Below are 23,044 nucleotides of genomic sequence, written 5' to 3'. Positions count from 1 at the left end.
ACCACTTACCCAAGTTACGCCTTAAATTTGGCTCAATTAGGGGCGCTTTGCATTTCAAATCTTTGTGCAACAAAGCCTCTTATTTTTCAAAGTTATGATTTTGTGCCAATCATTCAATATTTAGTTAATGCTTGAAAAATACAATAAAAAGAAAGCCCGATTGCTTTGTTTAGTTTTTTTCAAAATTTTCAAAAATATAATTACAAATCTTCAAGATTGTGCATAATTAATCTATCAATTGCTAAAAAGGTTACTTTTATGGATCCGTCGCCGTGCGCAGGTCTACTTTATATTTCGATTTCGGCTAACTTTCTCGGAGATTTAAACTAATGGAGTTTTTATTAGATCCGGGAATATGGGTTGGTTTAATTACACTTATTATTCTTGAAATCGTACTGGGTATTGATAACCTAGTTTTTATTGCTATTCTTGCAGAAAAATTACCTCCTGAACAACGTGATAAAGCCCGTGTGATCGGTTTGTCTTTGGCGTTGTTTATGCGTTTAGGATTGCTATTTGCAATCTCTTGGTTGGTGACCCTAACCGAACCTTTAATTACCATATTTGATAAAACCTTCTCTGGGCGAGATCTGATTCTCTTGGGCGGTGGTCTATTCCTGGTCTATAAGGCCGTGGGGGAGCTGCACGAGAAGATGGAAGGCAAGCCTGAAGTCAAAGTCACAACCAATGTCGTGTACGCAGGTTTTACAGCTGTTGTGGCTCAAATTGTCATTCTAGATGCTGTGTTCTCACTGGATTCGGTCATTACCGCAATTGGTATGGTCGACAACATCTATGTGATGATGGTGGCAATGGTCGTGGCAATGTTGGTGATGTTACTTGCATCTAAGCCTTTAACAGCCTTTGTTAACCGACACCCAACCGTAGTGATTCTGTGTTTAAGTTTCTTACTATTAATTGGTATCAGCTTAATTGCAGAAGGCTTTGGCTTCCATATTCCAAAAGGCTATATCTATTCAGGTATTGGTGTTGCGATTGCAATTGAAGCGTTTAACCAATTTGGTCAGCGCAATGTTGCAAAACATGAAGCAAAAATTCCATTACGTCATCGTACTGCCGACTCGATTTTAAAATTGATGGGTGGCAGATTGGAAACCAGCAGCCCAGATATGAATGTCGAAGCACAAGAAGCATTTGCTGATGAAGAGCGCTACATGATTGGCGGTGTATTAACACTTGCAGAGCGTTCTGTGGCTTCGATTATGACGCCACGCAGTCAAATTTCATGGGTAGACATTGAAGATTCGCCTGAACAAATCCGTGAACAGATTTTGTCAGTTCCACACAGCTTATTTCCAGTGTGTCGGGGTAGTCTAGATAAAGTCATCAGCATTGTTCGTGCAAAAGAATTGTTAGATGTTGTAGATGATGAAGTTGAACTTAAAGCTTTGATCAAACGTCAGCGTCCAATTTACATTTTTGAAAAAATGAAAGTGATTGATGCCATCAATACTTTACGTACCTCTAAAGGCTCATTGGTGTTGGTTAGTGATGAGTTTGGTAACGTTCAAGGCCTCATTTCACCATTAGACGTGTTTGAAGCGATTGCGGGTGAATTCCCTGATGCAGACGAACAGTTGGATTTAATTAAAATTAATGAAAACGAGTGGAAAGCAACAGGCATGCTGGATTTGTATCAGCTTGAACTTGAATTAGGGATGTTAGATTTAGTTGAAGAAGATGCGGGATATATTAGTGTCGCAGGTTTGATTCTAGATAAAACCCAAGGTGAAGTACAGGTAGGTACGCAGTTAGATTATCAAGGGGTGCACTTTGAAGTGACAGAACTTGATGCAAACCGCATTAAAACTGTGATGATTCGTTTGCCTTAATCAGCATCATTCATAATTAATAAAAAAGCTCTGCCTATTGGCGGAGCTTTTTTTGTCATCTGAATTAAAATCATGACTACATGGGGTGAGCTATTTGTATTAAATAATAATCAACATCCAAAAAAAGAAGCAACCAAACAGGATTATAAATTTGGTTGCTTAAACTGGAACAAGCATTTACAGCAGTGTATATCCATCAATTTTTGGACGTTTAAATCACCAACTGATCGGCAATAATTTCCCATAAGTTCTGATGTGATTTTTTAAACATCGCCATGTGTCCAATAGATTTATGTGAGAAACGATGCGGTTCTAATTCAATCATGCTAGTTGCAGCATTTGGATACAAGCGCAGCAAATCCTGTACATTGGCTTCAGTGGCAATTTCATCATCTGTAGTCCAAATGGCTGTAATTGGGCATTGGATTTCTGAGTGGAAATCACGCTCTACAGTTTTACCGACTGCGTTAATGACATAGCCAGGTTTGCTGCAAAATTGAGCCCATTGTTGTGCGACATTTTTAGGTAAGTTCTCGCCCATACCTATTGCATTGGTTGGGCCATAACCATGTGTTAATCGGGCAATTGGGAAGATTAAATTAAACATGACAGGTGCAAGTAGGCGAGTACGTCCCTTTAAACCTTTTACGTGCCCTGTAGAACCAGAAACAGCCACCACTTTGGCAACTTTATGGTATTCGGGATTAATTCCCAGAAGTTGTCCACCAGCGCTGTGACCCAACAGGATGACTTGTTCAGCCTGTGATTTTTGCAATAGTGAATTCACAGCGGCAGGAATATCAAGTTGTCCCCAATCGACAATACTGGCTTCACAGTGTTTTAAGGGTTGATGCAAAGAGTCACCAATACCACGAAAATCGAAGCATAATACCGCGTGACCTTGTTCGCTTAACCATGCGGCAAATGCATGATAGAAGCTTTTGGTTATACCTGTTGCAGGGCAAATTAGCACTGGCAACCGTCGAGTATGGTTGTATTGATTTGGGTAATATCGTGCAGCTAAAGAATAACCGTCTGAACAAATAATATTTAAATTTTCAAAAGTACTCATAATGCTTTAACACAGTTTTGAATAAACTCACTTTACATGAGTTCCAAAAAGAAACTTGATATTTATGCTGACTCTAAAGTCAGATAAGTTGGCAGTGACTGTAGTTAAATAGCGGAATGAAAATAACAGAGTAACTTACATGGATGGTTTGTCTTGGGCAGTGCGTCTGGCCATTATTTTTAGTGGGATTTTTTTATGGGTGGGAATGCTGACAGGTGTTTGGAAGTATTGGCAAATTAGGAATTCAGCTCAAGCACGTGCACATTATTATGTCGATATTGCACACCGAAGTAGTTTGCTCTATGCACCTGCAAGTTTAATTTTAGCGGTATTGGCTTATTTTTGTATTTGGGATGCCACTGTTATTTTAATTTGTGTGATCTTGAATTTAGCATTTTTTAGCTTTTCAATTTTAAGTTATATCTTGCATGGGCTATTAAAAGATACCACGAATCAATTTAAACAACCGCATCAGCTTGCAAAGTGGCAACTACCAGCGTGGTGTATGAGTTTGGCAATGTTGTTGTTAATAGGTGCGGAACTTGGAGGAACAAGCGTGTTATTGCTTGGTGCAATCTACGGATTATTATAGATTTATGGCTAGATCGGCAGCTATTGAATTTTAGAATTATTTTGAGAGTTGGCGGCAGTGGAATAATCCAACTGCCGCAGAATGTTAGATGATGGCTTAATTTTTAGCAGTGCAGGGCTAAAAATTAACGAGCTTCGGCGTTTTGGCTTTGGCGGAACTTTTGATCAATTGATGTCCAAATTGCAAAGGCAATACATACCAAAAAGGCATATAAGAAATAGGTTGGTTTCAAGTTACCTTGAATTGTACCTTGTAGCAATAAGGTTAGCATCAATGCAAAAGTGGTGCTTAAAAATGTGACTAAGTTTTGGTTAGCCTTCAGAGCGCTAATGAAGACTTGCGTATTGAAATGTGAAAACATCTCCATCCCTCCTTGTTATAAATCACTAAAATCAGAGCGTTTTAGTCAGATTGCTTTTAATGTTGTACTGCTTTATGAGAACTATTTCAAGCCCTTATGGTTATATTTCCTTAGAAAACGTCATTTTGTTGAAAAATACCTGATTTCCATATCATTTATTTACAAAATGAAACAAAGGGTGACATTTTTCAGCCCATGAAAAGTGCTTTTTGAATCACTTGCATATTTTATGCCAGCTAATTTTGCAGCAGACTATACGACTTTAGCGTTAATTTTTCTTAGGGTATAAAGTTGAATTTAAGCATAATTTTTGAAATTTTTATTTTAAAATTTGCTAATTCAGTTATTTATTTTCACTTTGTGAAGTCATGACTTTGCTACAACAACTGACATAAAACAGCATGCTTAATTGCACCATAAAACAATAAATGTCTGTTTGGGTAAAACCTGACAATTATTGTTTATTTGCAAACTTTCCTTCACATCATATTTGGGTAAAACATGATTCTAAGGCAATCAAGTCTCTTATTTTTTTAAGCGATCACGAAATGTTGCCAGCACAAATATTAGCAAGGCGGGAATTAGCCAAGCAAGATTTTGTTCACTGAGTGGAAGACTGGTGAGTTCATTTGGCAAGTAAGAGCTTAGATTTGCAGCTTTCATGGCATCAATTAACCCGAAAAGTAAAGCGACCGCTGCAGTTGGAGCAATAACACGTGTGGGAATACGGAAAAACTTCCAAAAAAAGCTAAGTAGAATGACCACAATTGCAGGTGGGTAAATTGCACTTAAAATGGGCACAGATATAGCGATGAGCTTAGTAAGCCCCAAATTGGATATGACAAACGCAAAACCTACCAGTATAAAGACCCAGCGTCGGTAATGAATTTTAGTAATCTGTTCAAAGTAACCTGCACAGGCACAGGTGAGGCCAATTGCAGTCACGATACAGGCAATAAAGATCATAGCAGCAAGAAAAATAGCCCCAAAAGGACCAAATGCATGTTGCACATAGGCATGTAAAATAATCGCACCATTGCTGGCATTTGCTGCAATTTCGTGACTGCCCATCCCTAGTTTAAACAGGCTAATATAAACAAGCGTGAGTCCAATACCTGAAATTAAACTGGCCCAAACCGCATAGCGTGTAATGAGCTTTTTATTGGTAACGCCACGTGAGCGGATTGCATTGATAATCACGATACCAAAAACTAGAGCGCCCAATGTATCCATGGTGAGATAACCATTTATAAAGCCTTCAGACACAGGTCGATTTATATAATGATCTACTGCTGGTGCAATCTGTCCTGTTGGGAGTATAAAAGCACTTATACCTAAAATAAGTAAGGCCAAAATTTTAAGTGGCGACAGCACATAACCCACAGTGTCTAAAATTTTGTGTGGGTAGAGTGATACCAACATCACCAAGGCAAAATAAATTGCGCTATAAATGAATAATGTCAGTGCTGAATCGCCCCAATAGGCTGAAAAACCAATTTCATAAGACACGGTTGCAGTACGTGGTGTTGCAAATAGTGGCCCAACGGCTAGGTAACAGATGATTGTTAAAATTAAACTTGCGGCTTTTCCTAAGGGTGAACTTAAAATTTGAATTGAGCCTTCCACACGCGATAAGGCCATAATGGTAATCACAGGTAAGCCCACAGCCGTGATTAAAAAACCGAATGCAGCAAGCCAAACATGCTCACCAGCTTGCTGAGCAACAATAGGGGGAAAGATAATATTACCCGCACCAATAAATAGTGCAAAGGTCATAAAACCTAAGGCAATAATATCCCGTGTACGTAAACTGGTCATGGGAGAGTAAGCAAACAAAAGAAGCGATTCTAGTAGAACAAAGCATGATTTTCTAATTTATTTTATAAATAGTATAAAAAATAGTTATCATAATGCATGTAGTTTAATGGTTAGTCTGTGGTTCATATCATTATGATTTATCAGTTAAAAATTATACTTGAACAGCTGAGTGTATTCGGCACTTAAGGTTTCATTGGGCTATTTAAAATGTTATCTAAGTGTTCAGTTCTTATACATTGTTTCAGCGTTGAGCCGTGCCATAGGTCACACAAAGCTGATTTTAAAAGGTGAAAGGGCTATAATCTTGAACTTCAGATCAGGAGTTTACTATGCGCGCCCTTAAAGTCAGTTTAAAAACCGAGCAAGATATAGAAAAATTACGCGTTTCAGGACGCTTGGCAGCTCAGGTTTTGGCGATGATAGGCGAGCATGTCAAACCTGGGGTGAGCACAGAATATTTAGATGATTTGTGTAATGACTATATTGTGAATACACTGAAAGTCATTCCTGCCAATGTGGGCTATCACGGCTATACCAAAACCACTTGTATTTCTCCAAATGAGGTGGTTTGTCATGGCATCCCATCAGCTAAAGCTATTTTAAAAGATGGTGACATTATTAATATTGATGTTGCAGTCATTAAAGATGGATTTTATGGCGATACCAGTCGTATGTACTATGTAGGGCAAGTGAAGCCAGAAGCTAAAAAACTGGTAGATACGACCTATGAGGCAATGCGTGCAGGCATTCATGCGGTTAAACCCGGCGCAACTTTGGGGGATATTGGTTTTGCTATCCAGAGTGTGGCGCATCGTGAAGGTTATAGTATTGTGCGTGAATATTGTGGGCACGGCATTGGGCGGGTGTATCACGAGCAGCCGAGTGTGTTGCATTATGGGCAACCTGGGCAAGGCTTGGTGCTTAAAAAAGGCATGGTATTTACCATTGAACCAATGGTGAATGCTGGTAAGGCACGAGTTAAAGAGCTAAAAGATGGCTGGACGGTAGTGACCACTGACAAATCACTTTCTGCACAGTGGGAACACATGGTGGCAGTGACCGATACTGGTTTTGAAGTGTTATCACCATGGCCAGAAGGTACGGGAAATTATCCTGAAATTTAATCTTTGTATTATTCAGTGCGAAAGACTTATTGAAAAAACATCTTAGACTTTAGTTTTAAACTATTTGTTAAAAAATGAACAATCGCTATAATAATAACCAAAGATACTTGCTGTAGTTTCTTTGTTTTATATTTCTTATGTTTTTATTTTAGATTGTAGTTTTCAAAGCTTATCTACCTTAGATAAGCTTTTTTTTTTGCTTATTATTTGCATGATTAGTAAAACTTGTTTACTAGCGAATGGTGAGCTTTTCAACCAGATAATCAATAAATACACGTACTGCAGGTAACAAACCACGACGTGAAGGGTAGACGGCATGGAAAATTCCATGCGGCGCATGCCAGTCTGGTAACACACGCACCAATTCTCCAGAAGCTACATAATCTTCTACAATGGTGTCGGGGAGTAAAACAATGCCACAGTTTTGTCGTGCCAATTGAGCCAGCATCATTAAATCTGAACCCATGACAGTTGGATTAACTTTAACTTTTTTCGGTTGTTGCTGTTGGTCGTGTACCACCATGAATTGGTCTAAATGCTCATCTGCCATGCTTAAAATTTTATGCTGACTTAAATCTTCAGGTTTTTTCAAATCACCAAATTCATTTAAATAGGCTTGACTGGCGAATAAATGTTGCTCGATATGGCTAAATTTACGAATCACTAAACTTGGGTCGTCATCCAAATTTGAGCGAACACGAAGGGCAATGTCGAGGCCTTCATTGACAATATCCACACGGCGGTTACTGACAATTAGCTGCACTTTAATTTCAGGATAGGTCTTTAAGAACTCAGGCAGAATTTTGGCAATTTCATTTTGCGCAATTGAAACCGGAAGGCTGACTTTAATTACCCCACGTGGCTGAATACTTAAGTGATCAACCAGATCATGTGCAGCTTGGGCAGCATTCATCATAACCTGTGCATGACGATAGACGTTCATGCCAATTTCTGTCACCGCAAAATGGCGTGAGCTGCGTTGAATTAAACGTACACCTAAGCGTTCTTCCAGATTATGGACTCTGCGGCTCAGTTTGGATTTTGGAATATCCGTTGCACGTTCTGCAGCACTGAAACCACCGTGTTCGACCACTTGGGCAAAACAATAAAAATCATCCAAATCTGTGAGCATGACTAAATTCCATTTGTGCAACAATGTTTAAATTAAAGAGGCATCGTTGCATGATGTCAATTATTAATTGCACTTTGTTGCTGCGCTTTTTGCAGAATATCTAAAACTTGTCTGTATTCTTCTAAACGTGCTAAATCTCGTGTTGTTGGATGTGAGATACGCGCAAGATTCATATTGTCTTGCACATCCAATATTTTCACGCTGCGTGCGAGTGAATTACACGCCGTACGCTGTGCGGCTTGGATGCGGGTTTCATGTGGTTGTTTAGTCAGTGCTTGAATCGCTTGAATAATATGTGCTTGAAAGCCCAAGTTGTGCAGGTCTTCTGCCGTAGTGGAGGTATCTTCAAGGATATCGTGTAGCACTGCCACAATTTGTTGATCAGGGTGCTGTAATTGCAACATTAAGCGTAATGGATGCAAAATATAAGGCCGACCGCCTTTATCGATTTGGCCTGCATGCTGTTGTGCTGCCAATGTAATTGCGTTTTCTAAAGTACTCATGTTTTTTAAACAAAATTTTTGATGATTATAAGTGGCTGATACCACAAAATATAGCAATTGCTTGCTATGATGCGAACGATATAGCGTATTTTACGCATTTTATTTTTATTTTTGGTGACGACACGCTATGCCATATCAATTGATTGAATTGAATACACCCGCCACAGAAAATTTGCTTTGTCCACATTGTAAGCATGCTGTGATTAATTGGGCTGAAGAGCAATATATTCAGCCTTGTGAGCATACTTTATTTGTGGCAATCGACTTGGGTTTTGAATTCGTGGCAGATGTATTTGAACAGAGTATGCTGCGTAGTGTTGATGATATTCATGCACATGACGATCAGTTGGATATGTGGCAGGAATTGACATCTAGCCAGTACTCGCAATATTTAATTTATAAGACTGACTTAGGTGTGCAGGATTTGTCTCGTTATATTGGCTTTACTGCTGCCTAATTGACTTGATCTTAAAGCATCTAAGCCTATAAAAAAAGGGAAACTCAGGTATTGAGTTTCCCTCTGTGATGAAGCATAGAGTTTTTTATTTGTGCTTATCTGATTTAGCTCTCAATTTCTTCTTCTACTTCATCATCTGCACTATCCATACCTAACTCTTTGAGTTTTCGGGTTAGAGTGTTGCGTCCCCAACCCAATAGTTCTGCTGCATGGCGTTTACGCCCACGTGTTTGTTGTAGTGCTGCATTAATTAAAGTACGCTCAAACATTGGAATGGCAATATCCAGAAGTTTCATTTCACCATTTTTGAGCTTTTGAACTGCCCATTGACCCAACAATTCATCCCAGTGGTGCATAGAAACTCGATCTACCAAGTGCTGTGCAGGATGCTCACCTAATTTTTCAATTGGAATTTGCTTGAGTTCAGTTGGTAAGTCTTCAGGATAGACCTCACGACCTGTAATCATGACGGTTAGCCAACGGCAGGTATTTTCCAGCTGGCGTACATTACCTTGCCAAGGCAGTTGTTGCATGTATTCAACAGTTTCAGGACGCAATATTTTTGGACTCACGCCCAATTCTTTGCCCGCACGTGCCAAAAAGTGCTGAGCCAACATCGGAATGTCTTCGCTGCGATGCGCCAGTTTAGGAATGTGAATACGAATGACATTCAGGCGGTGATACAAGTCTTCACGAAAGCGACCATCCTGTACCAGTTTTTCTAAGTCCTGATGCGTCGCTGCAACAATACGCACATCTACTTTGACAGGTATATGCCCACCAACACGGTAAAACTCACCGTCAGCCAAGACACGCAATAAACGAGTTTGAGTTTCAAAAGGCATATCGCCAATTTCATCTAAAAACAGTGTGCCACCGTTGGCTTGTTCAAAGCGGCCTTGACGTTGTGTATTGGCACCCGTAAACGCGCCTTTTTCATGCCCAAATAGTTCGGTTTCAATCAAATCTTTAGGAATGGCCGCCATATTTAGCGCAATAAATGGTTTGCTGCTACGTGGGGAGTGGCGATGCAGTGCATGTGCCACCAGCTCTTTACCTGTACCAGATTCTCCATTAATCAACACGGTAATGTGTGATTGTGATAATCGTCCAATGGCGCGGAATACTTCCTGCATAGCAGGTGATTCACCAATAATTTCTGTCGATTGAATTGGCTGTACTGTAGATTTTGCAGATTCTTGCTGTTGTAATTTGGTGATGTGTAAAATCGCACGGTTAACCAATGCCAAAGCTTCATCAATATCGAAAGGCTTAGGCAGGTATTCAAATGCACCAGTTTGGTAGCTTGAAACTGCTGACTCTAAATCGGAGTGTGCAGTCATAATAATGACAGGTAGGTCTGGGTAATTTGCTTTGACTTTGGCTAAGAAGGTCAGGCCATCCACCCCAGGCATACGAATGTCGGTCAAAATTACATCGGGTGCATCTTGGCTGAGTTCATCCAGTGCAGATTGAGCCTCTTCAAAACTAGTGACTTCAAAACCTTCTTCTCTAAAGGTTTTTTCCAGTACCCAACGCATTGCACGGTCATCATCAATCACCCAAATTTTATTTCGCGACATGACTCGCCTCCCAAGGTAAATATAAGCTAAATATTGTTTTTCCTGGAATGGATTGGCATTCAATCATTCCGTTGTGTTGATGCATAATATTTTGTGCGATGCTCAAGCCAAGCCCTGTACCGTTGGCTCGTCCAGTCACCAACGGATAAAATACAGACTCTAAAATGTCTTCAGGTACACCAGGACCGTTATCTTCAATATCAACACGCACCGTAGAGCGGTTCAGTACACCATTAATGGTGACTAAGCGCTGAATACGAGTTCTTAAAACCAATTCAGGTTGATGCTCGATAAAGAAATCAGCATTTTCAGTCATGGCTTGCACCGCATTGGCACAAATATTCAGCATGACTTGAATCAATTGATCACGGTCTGCCATGACTTCAGGTAAGGAAAGGTCATAGTCACGAATGATTTTTATTTTATTTTTGGTTTGATTGACAATTAAACTGCGTACACGTTCCAACGGTTCGTGCACATTGACCAATTCATAACTTGGTAATTGGCGTGAACCGAGCATCGTGTCGGCCAAGTTTCTTAAACGATCGACTTCACTAATAATAATGTCGGTAAATTCGTCATATTTTGGATCATTTAAGCTGCGTGCTAAAAGTTGAGTTGCACCACGAATCCCTGCAAGCGGGTTTTTTATTTCATGCGCCACGCCACGAATAAGCTGACGTGCCACCTGATGCTGCTGAATAAAGTTCTCTTCTTTGGAAATTTTGAGCATCCGATCAATCGGATTTAATTCAATCAGCAATAAGGGATGATAAGGCTTGCCTGAATTTAGCTGTGATGCAGTGTAATCGACATGAATATCTTTAAAATTGACATTAATTGTTGCTTCACGGCGTGTATAAGGTTGACCCGTTTTGAGTGTGTTTAGAAAAGCCTCTTGAGTATTAAACTCATCATTAGGCATGTGCAGCAGATTTAAAACAGGTTGTCCTGATGCACGAATCAAACTGATATCAAACAAGGCTTCACACGAAGAATTTAAATAAAAAATATTCAGGTCACGGTCAACCAATAAAATTGCAGTGCTTAAGTTGTCTACCAAAAGGCGGTAGTCAATGCTCTGGGTTTGATCCATTAGCGAATACTTCCTGTATTAAAATAGCGCAAGGGTATTATCATGTAGCAGCCATGTTCCAAATTTGGATCGAATTGAGGCGAATTAAGCAAAATGCACGCCAACTTTAAGTTTTTAGTGCATTTATCTTCGCAAGTTCAAAAAAATGCGCTGCAACTGGACTGAATTTTCAAGATATAACGGATAACAGAAACACTGTAAATAAAAAATGCATTAAAATGGTGCAATAAATAAATCATTCAGCCTGAATGGTTGTATTTTGGTGCATTATGCAAAGAGTCGGCTATTTCTCTATTTTTATGCAAAGAAAAGTCATACAATACGCGCATTCTAGTGGAGTGCAGATTCTATGAAATCCCCCAAAGTCGGTTTTGTTTCTTTAGGTTGTCCTAAGGCATTGGTAGATTCCGAACGAATTTTAACTCAGTTGAAAACTGAAGGTTACGATGTTGCATCTGATTATGATGGTGCAGACTTAGTTGTTGTCAATACATGTGGTTTTATTGAATCTGCAGTACAAGAGTCCTTAGACGCGATTGGCGAAGCAATGAATGCCAATGGCCGTGTGATTGTGACAGGCTGCTTGGGTAAAGATGAAGACAAGATTCGTCAAATGCACCCGAATGTATTAAAAGTCACAGGCGCGGCAGCGTATCAGGAAGTTATGGAAGCGGTACACCAGTATGTACCTGAGCCGCCAAAGCATAATCCATTCATCGATTTGGTTCCTGAACAAGGCATCCGTTTGACGCCTAAGCATTATGCTTACCTTAAAATTTCTGAAGGCTGTAACCATCGTTGTACCTTCTGTATTATTCCAAGCATGCGTGGTGATTTGGTTTCACGTCCTGTGGGTTCAGTTTTAGAAGAAGCTGCTGCACTCAAACGTGCGGGCGTAAAAGAAGTACTTGTGATTTCTCAAGATACTTCTGCCTATGGTGTAGATACCAAGTACAAATTAGATTTTTGGAATGGTCAGCCGGTTAAAACCAAATTCTATGATATGTGTGAAGCCTTAGGGCAGTTGGGCATTTGGGTGCGTTTGCACTATGTCTATCCATATCCGCATGTCGATGCTGTGATTGACTTAATGGCTCAAGGCAAGATTTTGCCTTATTTAGATATTCCGTTTCAGCATGCCAGCCCGAAAGTGTTAAAGCTAATGAAGCGTCCTGCACACAGCGAAAACACTTTAGAGCGTTTAAAGCTGTGGCGTGAAAAATGCCCTGAGTTAGTTATTCGTTCTACCTTTGTGGTGGGTTTCCCTGGTGAAACAGAAGAAGATTTCCAAATCTTGCTGGATTGGCTCAAAGAAGCGCAACTAGACCGTGTTGGTTGTTTTACCTATTCACCAGTTGAAGGTGCCGCAGCAAACGATTTACCTGATCATGTACCTGAAGAAATTAAACAAGAACGCTATGAGCGTTTTATGCAGGTTCAGCAAGAAATTTCTGCAGCCAAACTTCAAAAGCGTATTGGTCAAACTATGACGGTATTGGTTGATGATTTGGAAGAGGAATTTCCAGTGGCTGTAGCACGTTCTTATGCCGATGCTCCAGAAATTGATGGCAATGTATTTGTAGAAGATATCGACAAGAGCTTAATTAAAGCAGGTGATTTGCTTGAAGTTGAAATTACCGATGCTGATGAATACGACTTATTTGCCAAACTGATTCAGGTCAAGTCTGCTTAGGGTTTCGCTGACTAAGATTTCAAGTTGTAAAACAGACGAATTGTAAGAATTTAAAGTTTAGAATTTAGAATTGGAGTAATGACAATGTTAGATTCAAAAAAGCCACGTTATGCACGTATCTTGTTGAAACTATCGGGTGAAGCGCTTGCAGGCAATAAAGACATGGGGATTGATGCGCAAGTGCTCGATCAAATGTCTTTGGCTATTGCACACTTGGTTGGTTTAGGTGTGGAAGTTGGTATTGTTGTGGGCGGTGGTAACTTGTATCGTGGCAGCCAATTACAAAAAGATGGCTTAGTCGGTCGTGTAACTGGTGACCAAATGGGTATGTTGGCAACTGTGATGAATGGTTTGGCCATGCGTGATGCTTTGGTACGCCGTAACATCAAAACTCGTTTAATGTCAGCATTACCAATTGGCACTGTGGTTGAGTCTTACTCAAGCCGAGATGCAATTCGTCACCTGACACAAGGTGAAGTATGCGTATTTGTTGCAGGCACGGGTAATCCATTCTTTACAACAGATACTGCAGCTTGTTTACGTGGTATCGAAATTGAAGCCAACTTAATCTTAAAAGCAACTAAGGTAGATGGCGTTTACAATAAAGACCCAAGCAAATACGAAGATGCTGTGAAATACGACACCTTAACTTTTGACCAAGTTTTAGATGAAAAGTTAGGTGTAATGGATTTAACAGCTATTTGCTTGTGCCGCGACCACAATGTGCCGCTGCAAGTTTTTGATATGAATAAAGCAGGTGCGTTGCTTTCTGTGGTTATGGGTGAAAAAGAAGGGACTCACGTTACGAACTAATGTACGTGAGCCTGAAAGCTCTTTATACTACAGACTAATTTAACCCTATATTTTGACTCAAATTTTAGAATACAGTAAGGAAGATCTTATGATTAACGATCTTAAAAAAGACAGCGAAGAACGTATGAGCAAGACTTTAGAGTCTTTAGAACATGGTTTTGCCAAAGTGCGTACAGGTCGTGCACATCCATCTATTTTAAATGGTGTGATGGTTTCTTACTACGGTTCCGATGTGCCATTAAACCAAGTTGCTAACATTGGTGTTGAAGATTCACGTACCTTATTGGTTCAGCCATTTGAGCGTTCAATGGTATCTGCAATTGATAAAGCTATTCGTGAGTCAGATTTGGGTCTAAACCCAATTACAGCAGACGCGATTCGTGTACCACTTGCTGCATTGACTGAAGAAACTCGTCGTGACATGCAAAAAGTGGCGCGTTCTGAAGCTGAAAATGCCAAAGTCGCGATTCGTAACATCCGTCGTGATGTATTGGGCGACATCAAAGCTTTATTGAAAGAAAAAGAAATTTCTGAGGATGATGAGCGCCGTGCAGCAGATGATATTCAAAAAATCACAGACAAATACGTTGCAGAAGTAGATAAGCGTCTTGCTGCAAAAGAAGCTGAGTTGATGAAGGTCTAATCAATGACCACATCTGAAGACTGTTTGTCTTTGCCAAAACATGTTGCCATCATTATGGATGGCAACAATCGTTTTGCAAAAAAAAATCAAATGCAAAAAGGGGAAGGACATCGCTCTGGCAAAGATGTGCTTGACCCGATTGTTGAACACTGTAGAAAAAAACATATTCAAGCTTTAACCGTTTTTGCTTTTTCGAGTGAAAACTGGAACCGTCCACAGTTTGAAGTGGATTTACTCATGCAATTGCTGGAAACCACAATTCATGAGCAACTTCCACGCATGGAAAAATTCAATATTGCCTTACGTTTTATTGGTGACCGTTCACGTTTGTCACCGCATTTGCGCGAGTTAATGTTGCATGCTGAACAAAGGACTGCTAATTTCAATAGCATGACACTCACAATTGCCATTAGTTATGGTGGTATGTGGGATATGGCACAAGCTGCGAAACAAATTGCAGCAGATGTTGTGGCAAATAAAATCGAAATTGAACAGATAGATACACATTTGTTTGGTCAATACGTCAGTCTGGCAGACTTACCACCTGTAGATCTTCTGATTCGTACAGGCGGCGATTTTAGATTGTCCAACTTTCTACTTTGGCAAGCTGCGTATGCTGAATTGTATTTTACCCAAACCTTGTGGCCTGAATTTTGTATAGAAGAATTTGACGATGCGCTGGCCGTATTTGGTGGTCGTGAACGTCGTTTTGGTAAAACTTCTGAGCAAATTCAGCAAGAGAAAATTGAGAATTAATACATGTTAGAGCGGATTATTACCGCATTGGTATTGGTCGCTGTAGTATTGAGTTGCATGTTTGCAACTCAGTCTCATTATCCAATGTTTATGCTGATGATTGTTGCAGCAGGGGTTGCGGGCTATGAGTGGTTCAAACTCATGCCAAGAAAAACAAATTACGTACTCAAGCCTATGGCTTGGGGCTTTGGTGTATTGACTGCCGCTTTGGCAGCGATGGCACTATATTTTAGTGATATTGCCTTATTACTTTGGGCAGCTTCAATTTTTACATGGTTACTCAGTATTTATTGGGTTAAATCTTATCCAGATTATGACGCATGGTATAACCCGAGCTTAAGCTTTATTGGTTTCATTTTAATTTCTGCCGCAGTCACCGCTATTTTTTCAGTTTGGGAAAGCTCACCGTGGTGGTTGATGTACCTATTCCTGTTGGTATGGGGTGCAGACTCTGGTGCTTATTTTGTTGGGCGTAAACTGGGCAAGAAAAAACTTGCACCGAATGTCAGCCCAAACAAGTCCGTAGAAGGCTTATATGGTGGTGTGTTCACTGCTATGCTAATCGTGATTGTGGTTGAGGTGGTGTATTTAGACCTGACCTTGGCACAACACATCTTATTCCTGCTTCTTTCAGTCATTACAGTATTTAGCTCAGTATTGGGTGATTTATTTGAATCTATGATCAAACGCCGTGCAGGAATTAAAGACTCTGGACGTGTTTTGCCGGGTCATGGCGGTGTATTAGATCGTATTGATTCTTTGCTTGCAGCAGCTCCAATTTTTGCTGCAGGTATGTATGTTTTAAAACTTATTGGCGTAGATTTATAAATGTCACAAGCTGTTTGTATCTTGGGTGTGACAGGTTCAATTGGACAAAGCACCCTAAAAGTACTGCAACAACATCCTGAGCAGTATTCAGTTTTTGCAGTCACGGCCCATAGTCGAATTCAAGAACTGGTTCAAATATGCAAACAGTACCATCCTAAAGTTGTGGTTGTACCTGCCGCCAAAGTAGATGAATTGCATCAACTGTTTCGCCAAAATCAAATTTCAAATATTGAAATTTTAAGTGATGAAGTGGGGCTAATTGCGGTTGCTGAACATCCTGAAGTGGATGTGGTCATGGCAGCTATTGTAGGTGCTGCAGGCTTATTGCCAACATTGGCAGCAGTTAAAGCAGGTAAGCGTGTATTATTGGCCAATAAAGAAGCATTGGTGATGTCGGGTGATATCATGATGCAGGCAGCACGTGAACATGGCGCTTTGTTGTTGCCAGTAGACTCTGAACATAATGCGATTTTTCAGTGTTTACCTGAACATTATTTACAAGCAGAACGCAATGGACAGCCTAAATTGGGCGTATCACAAATTTTATTGACCGCTTCAGGTGGCCCATTTTTAAAACATAGCCTAGAAGAATTACATCACGTTACTCCTGCACAAGCCTGCAAACATCCAAACTGGTCTATGGGACAAAAAATTTCAGTTGATTCTGCAACCTTAATGAATAAAGGGTTGGAATTAATCGAAGCGTGCCATCTTTTTGCAATTTCAGAACATTTTGTTACAGTCGTTGTGCATCCACAGAGTATTATTCACTCCATGGTTCAATATGTGGATGGTTCAACTTTGGCGCAAATGGGTAATCCTGATATGTGTACGCCAATTGCGCATGCTTTGGCATGGCCGCAGCGTATTCAAACGCATGTACCACCATTAGATTTGTTTGTGAATCATCAGCTGGATTTTCAGGCGCCAGATACTACACGTTTCCCAGCCTTAAGTTTGGCACGTCAAGCCATGCAAGAAAGTGGTTTGGCTCCTGCTATTTTAAATGCAGCCAATGAAATTGCTGTCGATGCTTTTTTAAAGCAACAGATTCGTTTTACCGAAATTGCGACAGTGGTTGAGCATACATTGAATCAGATACAAAATTCAGCCGCTGAAAGCATTGAGCTGATTTTGCAGGCAGATCAAAACGCTCGTGCGATTGCACAGCATTTTGTATTAAATAAAGGAAGCTAAAGCATGAGTGCCTTATTTATTGTGGTTGCTGCGATTCTTTTGCTTGGCCCTTTAATTGCAATACATGAATTTGGGCACTATTTTGTTGCACGTAAGCTTGGTGTCAAAGTTTTAGTATATTCCATTGGCTTTGGACCAACTATTTTAAAATGGACTTCTAAAAAGTCGGGTATTCAATATCAGCTTTCGGCATTGCCTTTAGGTGGCTATGTCAAAATGCTAGATGAGCGTGAAGAAAGCGTTGCTGAAGAAGACCTACCTTATGCTTTTAACCGTCAGCATCCGTGGAAACGGATTGCAATTGTGGCAGCAGGGCCGCTCATTAACTTGGTTTTTGCCATTTTATTGTTTTGGGTTTTATTTTTACCTGCTCAAGAGCAGCTGAATACGCGCGTAGGTAAAGTATTGGCAGACACACCTGCAGCAGCTGCACAAATGCAAGTAGGTGATAAAATCACAGCCATTGATGGTACATCTGTAAGTACGTGGGAAAAACTTAACTTTGCTCTAGTTGATCGTGTGGGTGAAACAGGCAATATTCAGGTAAAGGCTGAACGTGCAGGTGAAATCAAAACCTTTAATCTTCCGATTCATAATTTTATTAACGATCAATCTCAGTCGCCTTTAGATGTACTGGGTTTTACACCTTATCGTCCACAAATTCCAGCTATTGTCAGCAAATTAAGTGAAGATGGTGCAGCGATTCGTCAAGGCATGAAAGAGGGCGATCAAATTGTGGCAATTGATGGCGTAAAAATGAATGACTGGTACGACGTGGTACAAGTGGTTCAGGCATCGCCAGAAAAATTACTGAAAGTTGATGTGCTCCGCAATAATCAAATACAGCAACTGGAAGTCATGCCGCAAGGTAAACGCGATAACATGGGTAATGTTTCGGGTGTATTGGGTGTGCAAAGCGATCCTGGAAAAATTGTAATTCCAGATGACTATAAGCAAACCATTCAGTATAGCCCAAGCGAAGCATTATTGATGGCTGTAGATAAAACAGGTCAGCTATCAAGCATGATTCTGAACTCTATTGTCAAAATGGTACGTGGTCTAATTGGTTTAGATAACTTATCTGGCCCAATTACCATTGCCAAAGTAGCAGGACAAAGTGCAGAGATGGGGTGGCAAACCTTCATTTCCTTTATGGCACTCATGAGCGTAAGCTTAGGAATTCTAAATTTATTGCCAATTCCAATGTTGGATGGCGGACATTTAGTTTATTATTTTATCGAGCTGATTCGTGGTAAACCTGTTTCTGAACAAATACAATTAGTTGGTTTGAAAATTGGTATGGTACTGCTTGGAAGTATGATGCTTCTGGCATTATTTAATGACATTATGCGTTTATAACAACGTAGATACGAAATAAATTTAACATTGGAAAAGACTGGCATGCAGCACACACATTTATTTATGCCCTTGGCACTCATCAGTGCAATGGCGGCAACACAACAAGTATATGCAGCAGATGAATTCATTGTACGAGATATAAAAATAGATGGTCTTGTTCGTTTAACGCCAGCCAATGTCTATGGAATGATTCCAGTCAATAGTGGTGATCGGGTCAATGAGGCCGTTTTAGCCAATGCGATTCGCTCACTGTATGCCACAGGTTTGTTTGATGATATTCAAGCTACGCGTGAATCAGACACGCTGGTTTTTAAAGTGGTTGAACGTCCAATCATTTCTAAAGTTGAATTTAAGGGCAATAAACTGATTCCAAAAGAAGCATTGGAAGATGGTTTAAAGAAAATGGGCGTGGCTGAAGGTGAAGTGCTAAAAAAATCTGCATTGCAAACTTTAGAGTCTGAGCTTGAACAGCAATATATGCAGCAGGGTCGTTATGATGCAGATGTGCGCGTCATCACCACGGCACGTCCTAATAACCGTGTAGATTTAACCGTTGAGTTTGTTGAAGGTAAAGCCGCTAAAGTGGTGGATATCAACATCATTGGCAATACGGTTTTCAAAGAAAGTGAAATTAAACAGGCTTTTGCGGTAAAAGAAAGTAGCTGGAGTTCAATAGTTACCCGTAATGACCGCTATGCACGCGAAAAAATGGCGGCAAGTCTTGAAGCATTGCGAGCTCTATACCTCAATAAAGGTTACATCAACTTCAATATTACCAATTCAAGTTTGAACTTGAGCGAAGATAAAAAGCATATCTTTGTTGAAGTGTCTGTAGATGAAGGTGAGCAATTTAAGTTCGGTGAGAGTAAATTCTTGGGAGATGCGTTATATAAGCCTGAAGAACTGACCGCACTGCAAATTTACAAAGATGGTGAAACCTATTCACAAGAAAAAGTGAATGCAGTAAAACAATTGTTGCTGCGTAAATATGGTAATGCAGGCTATTACTATGCCGAAGTCAATATTGTTCCGCAAATTGACAAAGAAACCAAACTTGTCGATTTAAACTACTACATTAACCCAGGTCAGCAAGTAACTGTGCGTCGTATTAACTTCGCAGGCAACAGCAAAACTGCCGATGAAGTTTTACGTCGTGAAATGCGCCAAATGGAAGGTGCATTGGCAAGTAATGAAAAAATTGACTTGTCCAAAGTGCGTTTAGAGCGTACTGGCTTCTTTAAAACGGTTGATGTTAAGCCAGTGCGTATTCCAAATGTGCCAGACCAAATTGACTTAAATGTAAATGTAGAAGAACAGCACTCAGGTACCAGTACCTTAGCGGTCGGTTTCTCTCAAAGTGGTGGTGTGACATTCCAGGCAGGTTTAAGTCAAACTAACTTCTTGGGTACAGGTAATGCTGTTTCGATTGATTTATCACGTTCTGAAACGCAAGACTATTATAACCTGAGTGTGACTGACCCATACTTTACCATTGATGGTGTACGTCGTGGTTATAACATGTACTACCGCAAAACCAAGTTGGATGATGACTATAACGTTAACAACTATGTGACAGACAGTTTTGGTGGTGGTATTAACTTTGGTTACCCAATTGATGAGAACCAAAGTATTAGTGCAGGTTTAAACATTGACCAAACTGAAGTGACTACAGGGCCTTATGTTTCGACTTATGTGGCAGATTATTTAGAAAGAAATGGCGGGAAAGAAACAGTAAAAGGTGACCATTGTCCAGGTGCAATAGAGGCAACATCTGGGCAATGCGTAGATAAAGATGGCGTGCCAATTAAGACAATTACGTATGGTAAAGAGTTTAAAGGAGACTTCCTAACTTATAACTTAAATTTAGGCTGGTCATATAACACTTTAAACCGTCCGATTTTCCCAACCAATGGTATGTCGCATCGTGTTAATGCTGAAATTGCCTTACCGGGCAGTGATGTAGAATTCCAAAAAGTCACTTATGATGCTCAAGCTTACTTTCCATTAGGTAAAGATTTTGTCTTACGTGGCTATGGTAAGATAGGTTTTGGTAATGATTTGCCGTTCTATAAGAACTTCTATGCAGGTGGTTATGGTTCGGTGCGTGGTTACGACAACAGTACCCTAGGACCAAAATATCCAGGCGTATATTTCTCTGATACGGAACAATCAGATCTATCTCCAGAAGAAGTGGGTGGTAATGCCTTAGTACAATTTGGTACAGAATTGGCTCTACCAGTGCCATTTAAAGGGGATTGGACACGTCAAGTTCGTCCAGTGATTTTTGCAGAAGGCGCACAAGTTTTTGATACTCAGTGTAATGTTTCTGATTCAAATATTTTTGTGAATGGGGCTTCTGTGAATGCGAAGCAATATTGTAAAGACAACTACGGCTTTGACTTCGGCGAGATGCGTTATAGCGTGGGTGTAGGCTTTACTTGGATTACCATGATTGGTCCATTGTCACTTAGCTATGCATATCCATTGAATGATAAACAAGGCGATGACACCAAAAATATCCAATTTGAAATTGGTCGTACTTTCTAAGTACGACCCAAATTGGATCGTTTAAACACAGGATGTAGCACATGAAAAAAACAATATTGAGTTTGGCATTGTTTGGTTTGTCTAGCATGGCTGCTGTGGCGCATGCTGCAGGTTATGGTGTGGTGAGCTTGGAACGTGTTGTTGAAAGCAGCAGTTATCTCAAACAGCAAAATTTGGCATTGCAACAATCAGTTAAACCGCAAACCACTAAACTTGAGCAATTGGCCAAAGAGTTAGAAACCATGCAGCAGCGTGCGCAACAATCTAACAATTTATCTGATGCTGAAAAGCAGAAAATGAATACCCAATTCCAAGCCAAGCTAAAAGAATTTAATGGTTTGCAGCAAGTTGTACAAACCCGTGTTCAGGCAGAATTGCAGAAAATTAACGATGGTTTTGAAACACGTTTGAAGCAAATTGCTGAACAATTGCGTAAAGAAAATGGTTTAGATGTGGTTTTGAATAAAAACTCAGCACTTGCCTATGACCCGAAGCATGATTTAACTGATAAAATGATTCAAAAGGTTAACGCAATTAAATAATCAATGAGTTCTCAATATTATCGCTTAGAAGACATTGCTGCTCTAGTTCAAGGTCAATACATTGGACAGGCCGATTTACGTTTGCGAGGTTTGGCAAGCCTTGAGTGTGCTCAAGCAGATCAACTTACATTCGTAAATGGCGATAAGTATTTAGCACAAGCACGTAGCTCCCAAGCGGGGGCTTTTATTGTGACTGCTCAACTGCAAGCTGAGTTAGACAACCATCATAACTTTATTGTGGTGGATAACCCGTATTTGGCTTTTGCAATTCTGACTCATGTGTTTGAGCGCAAACATACTCAACGTGGTATTGAAAGCACTGCACAAATTCATCCATCTGCCATGATTGCCGATAGTGCCTATATTGGTCATTATGTGGTGATTGGTGAAAACTGTGTTGTGGGTGACAATACGATTGTGCAATCGCATTGTAAAATTGATGATTTTGTTGAAATTGGTCAACAGTGTTTTATCGATTCTCACGTGACCTTAACAGGTGAGGCTAAACTGGGGGATCGGGTACGTATTCATGCCAACACGGTAATTGGTAGTGAAGGCTTTGGCTTTGCGCCTTATCAGGGAAAATGGCATCGTATCGCACAACTCGGTTCAGTCATTATTGGCAACGATGTCCGTATTGGCTCGAACAGCAGCATCGACCGTGGCGCATTAAACGATACAATTTTGGAAGATGGCGTCATTGTTGATAATCTTGTGCAAATCGCACATAACGTCAAACTTGGTGCACATACCGCAATTGCGGCAAAGACTGCCGTTGCAGGAAGTGTGACGATTGGCAAAAACTGTATCATTGGTGGTGGAAGTGCAATTTCAGGGCACTTAAATATTGCCGATAATGTGACTTTGACGGGAATGTCAATGGTCACAAATAATATTTCTGAAGCAGGGAAATATTCTTCAGGTATTGGCTTGTTTGAAAATCAAAAGTGGAAACGTACCGTTGTGCGTCTCAGACAATTAGCAGATGTGCCATTGACCCAATTGGTGAAAAGACTTGATGATATGCAATCTCAAATTGAGTCCCTTGAATCAACTTTTAAATTGCGTAAATAAT

General features: G+C 40.2%; 21 protein-coding genes. 14 read left to right on the top strand and 7 right to left on the bottom strand.

What is annotated here, in order from left to right:
* Positions 1–329: 329 nt before the first annotated feature.
* On the top strand, positions 330–1,853 hold the full coding sequence (locus tag HHA43_RS06150) for a TerC family protein (RefSeq protein ID WP_168418922.1): 1,524 nt from the start codon (positions 330–332) through the stop codon (positions 1,851–1,853).
* Positions 1,854–2,064: 211 nt separating this feature from the next.
* On the opposite strand, the gene HHA43_RS06145 is transcribed toward HHA43_RS06150, so the two are convergent.
* The gene (locus HHA43_RS06145; protein ID WP_168418923.1) at positions 2,065–2,925 is read right to left on the bottom strand and encodes an alpha/beta fold hydrolase; all 861 of its coding nucleotides are present in this window, start codon (positions 2,923–2,925) and stop codon (positions 2,065–2,067) included.
* A gap of 139 nt (positions 2,926–3,064) precedes the next feature.
* On the opposite strand from HHA43_RS06145, the gene HHA43_RS06140 reads away from it, so the two are divergent.
* Positions 3,065–3,517 (top strand): hypothetical protein, encoded by a 453-nt coding sequence (locus tag HHA43_RS06140; RefSeq protein ID WP_168418924.1) that lies wholly within the window; start codon positions 3,065–3,067, stop codon positions 3,515–3,517.
* A 124-nt stretch (positions 3,518–3,641) separates the two neighbouring features.
* Here HHA43_RS06140 and HHA43_RS06135 read toward each other — a convergent pair whose 3' ends face one another.
* Both HHA43_RS06135 and brnQ read right to left on the bottom strand, forming a co-directional pair.
* Positions 3,642–3,878, bottom strand: a complete 237-nt coding sequence (locus HHA43_RS06135; protein WP_168418925.1) for a hypothetical protein — start codon at positions 3,876–3,878, stop codon at positions 3,642–3,644.
* Positions 3,879–4,403: 525 nt separating this feature from the next.
* Positions 4,404–5,696 (bottom strand): branched-chain amino acid transport system II carrier protein, encoded by a 1,293-nt coding sequence (gene brnQ, locus HHA43_RS06130; protein WP_168542081.1) that lies wholly within the window; start codon positions 5,694–5,696, stop codon positions 4,404–4,406.
* A 329-nt stretch (positions 5,697–6,025) separates the two neighbouring features.
* On the opposite strand from brnQ, the gene map reads away from it, so the two are divergent.
* Positions 6,026–6,820, top strand: coding sequence for a type I methionyl aminopeptidase (gene map, locus HHA43_RS06125; RefSeq protein ID WP_168542079.1), 795 nt, complete (start codon positions 6,026–6,028; stop codon positions 6,818–6,820).
* A gap of 232 nt (positions 6,821–7,052) precedes the next feature.
* Here map and HHA43_RS06120 read toward each other — a convergent pair whose 3' ends face one another.
* Together HHA43_RS06120 and HHA43_RS06115 are read right to left on the bottom strand one after the other, a co-directional pair.
* A complete protein-coding gene (locus tag HHA43_RS06120) occupies positions 7,053–7,952 on the bottom strand; it encodes a LysR substrate-binding domain-containing protein (protein ID WP_168418928.1) in 900 nt (299 codons plus the stop codon).
* A gap of 56 nt (positions 7,953–8,008) precedes the next feature.
* Positions 8,009–8,455: a guanosine-3',5'-bis(diphosphate) 3'-pyrophosphohydrolase gene (locus HHA43_RS06115; protein WP_168460285.1), complete on the bottom strand. Its 447-nt coding sequence runs from the start codon at positions 8,453–8,455 to the stop codon at positions 8,009–8,011.
* Positions 8,456–8,582: 127 nt separating this feature from the next.
* Between HHA43_RS06115 and HHA43_RS06110 the strand changes: the two genes are divergently transcribed.
* The gene (locus HHA43_RS06110; protein ID WP_168542077.1) at positions 8,583–8,912 is read left to right on the top strand and encodes a hypothetical protein; all 330 of its coding nucleotides are present in this window, start codon (positions 8,583–8,585) and stop codon (positions 8,910–8,912) included.
* A 104-nt stretch (positions 8,913–9,016) separates the two neighbouring features.
* Here the strand turns inward: HHA43_RS06110 and glnG are convergent, their stop codons facing one another.
* Positions 9,017–10,495, bottom strand: coding sequence for a nitrogen regulation protein NR(I) (gene glnG, locus HHA43_RS06105; RefSeq protein ID WP_168418931.1), 1,479 nt, complete (start codon positions 10,493–10,495; stop codon positions 9,017–9,019).
* Positions 10,482–11,591 carry a nitrogen regulation protein NR(II) gene (glnL, locus tag HHA43_RS06100; protein WP_168418932.1) on the bottom strand — a complete coding sequence of 370 codons (1,110 nt, stop codon included), beginning with the start codon at positions 11,589–11,591 and terminating at the stop codon, positions 10,482–10,484. Before glnL ends, glnG begins: the two co-directional genes overlap by 14 nt.
* 349 nt (positions 11,592–11,940) lie before the next feature.
* Here glnL and rimO point away from each other — a divergent pair, with 349 nt between their 5' ends.
* The 10 genes from rimO to lpxD all read left to right on the top strand — a co-directional run bounded on the left by rimO (position 11,941) and on the right by lpxD (position 23,043).
* Positions 11,941–13,284 carry a 30S ribosomal protein S12 methylthiotransferase RimO gene (gene rimO, locus HHA43_RS06095; protein ID WP_168418933.1) on the top strand — a complete coding sequence of 448 codons (1,344 nt, stop codon included), beginning with the start codon at positions 11,941–11,943 and terminating at the stop codon, positions 13,282–13,284.
* A gap of 84 nt (positions 13,285–13,368) precedes the next feature.
* Complete coding sequence (gene pyrH, locus HHA43_RS06090; protein ID WP_019836498.1) at positions 13,369–14,097, top strand: UMP kinase; 729 nt, start codon at positions 13,369–13,371, stop codon at positions 14,095–14,097.
* Between the two features lie 88 nt (positions 14,098–14,185).
* Positions 14,186–14,740 carry a ribosome recycling factor gene (frr, locus tag HHA43_RS06085; protein WP_004976711.1) on the top strand — a complete coding sequence of 185 codons (555 nt, stop codon included), beginning with the start codon at positions 14,186–14,188 and terminating at the stop codon, positions 14,738–14,740.
* Between the two features lie 3 nt (positions 14,741–14,743).
* Positions 14,744–15,496 (top strand): polyprenyl diphosphate synthase, encoded by a 753-nt coding sequence (gene uppS, locus HHA43_RS06080; RefSeq protein ID WP_168418934.1) that lies wholly within the window; start codon positions 14,744–14,746, stop codon positions 15,494–15,496.
* A gap of 3 nt (positions 15,497–15,499) precedes the next feature.
* Positions 15,500–16,324: a phosphatidate cytidylyltransferase gene (locus HHA43_RS06075; protein WP_168418935.1), complete on the top strand. Its 825-nt coding sequence runs from the start codon at positions 15,500–15,502 to the stop codon at positions 16,322–16,324.
* On the top strand, positions 16,325–17,521 hold the full coding sequence (gene ispC / locus HHA43_RS06070; protein ID WP_168418936.1) for a 1-deoxy-D-xylulose-5-phosphate reductoisomerase: 1,197 nt from the start codon (positions 16,325–16,327) through the stop codon (positions 17,519–17,521).
* Positions 17,522–17,524: 3 nt separating this feature from the next.
* The gene (rseP, locus tag HHA43_RS06065; protein WP_168418937.1) at positions 17,525–18,880 is read left to right on the top strand and encodes an RIP metalloprotease RseP; all 1,356 of its coding nucleotides are present in this window, start codon (positions 17,525–17,527) and stop codon (positions 18,878–18,880) included.
* A 42-nt stretch (positions 18,881–18,922) separates the two neighbouring features.
* Complete coding sequence (gene bamA, locus HHA43_RS06060; protein WP_216076198.1) at positions 18,923–21,427, top strand: outer membrane protein assembly factor BamA; 2,505 nt, start codon at positions 18,923–18,925, stop codon at positions 21,425–21,427.
* 41 nt (positions 21,428–21,468) lie between these two features.
* Entirely contained in the window at positions 21,469–21,969 is a 501-nt protein-coding gene (locus HHA43_RS06055; protein WP_168460293.1) for an OmpH family outer membrane protein, read from the top strand.
* 3 nt (positions 21,970–21,972) lie between these two features.
* Positions 21,973–23,043 carry a UDP-3-O-(3-hydroxymyristoyl)glucosamine N-acyltransferase gene (gene lpxD, locus HHA43_RS06050; RefSeq protein WP_168418939.1) on the top strand — a complete coding sequence of 357 codons (1,071 nt, stop codon included), beginning with the start codon at positions 21,973–21,975 and terminating at the stop codon, positions 23,041–23,043.
* Position 23,044 lies beyond the last annotated feature (1 nt).

This window comes from Acinetobacter sp. A2 (assembly GCF_012371325.1).
Lineage (GTDB): Bacteria > Pseudomonadota > Gammaproteobacteria > Pseudomonadales > Moraxellaceae > Acinetobacter.
Note: the sequence above shows the minus strand (reverse complement) of the source record. Positions and strands in the feature narration are given on the sequence as shown.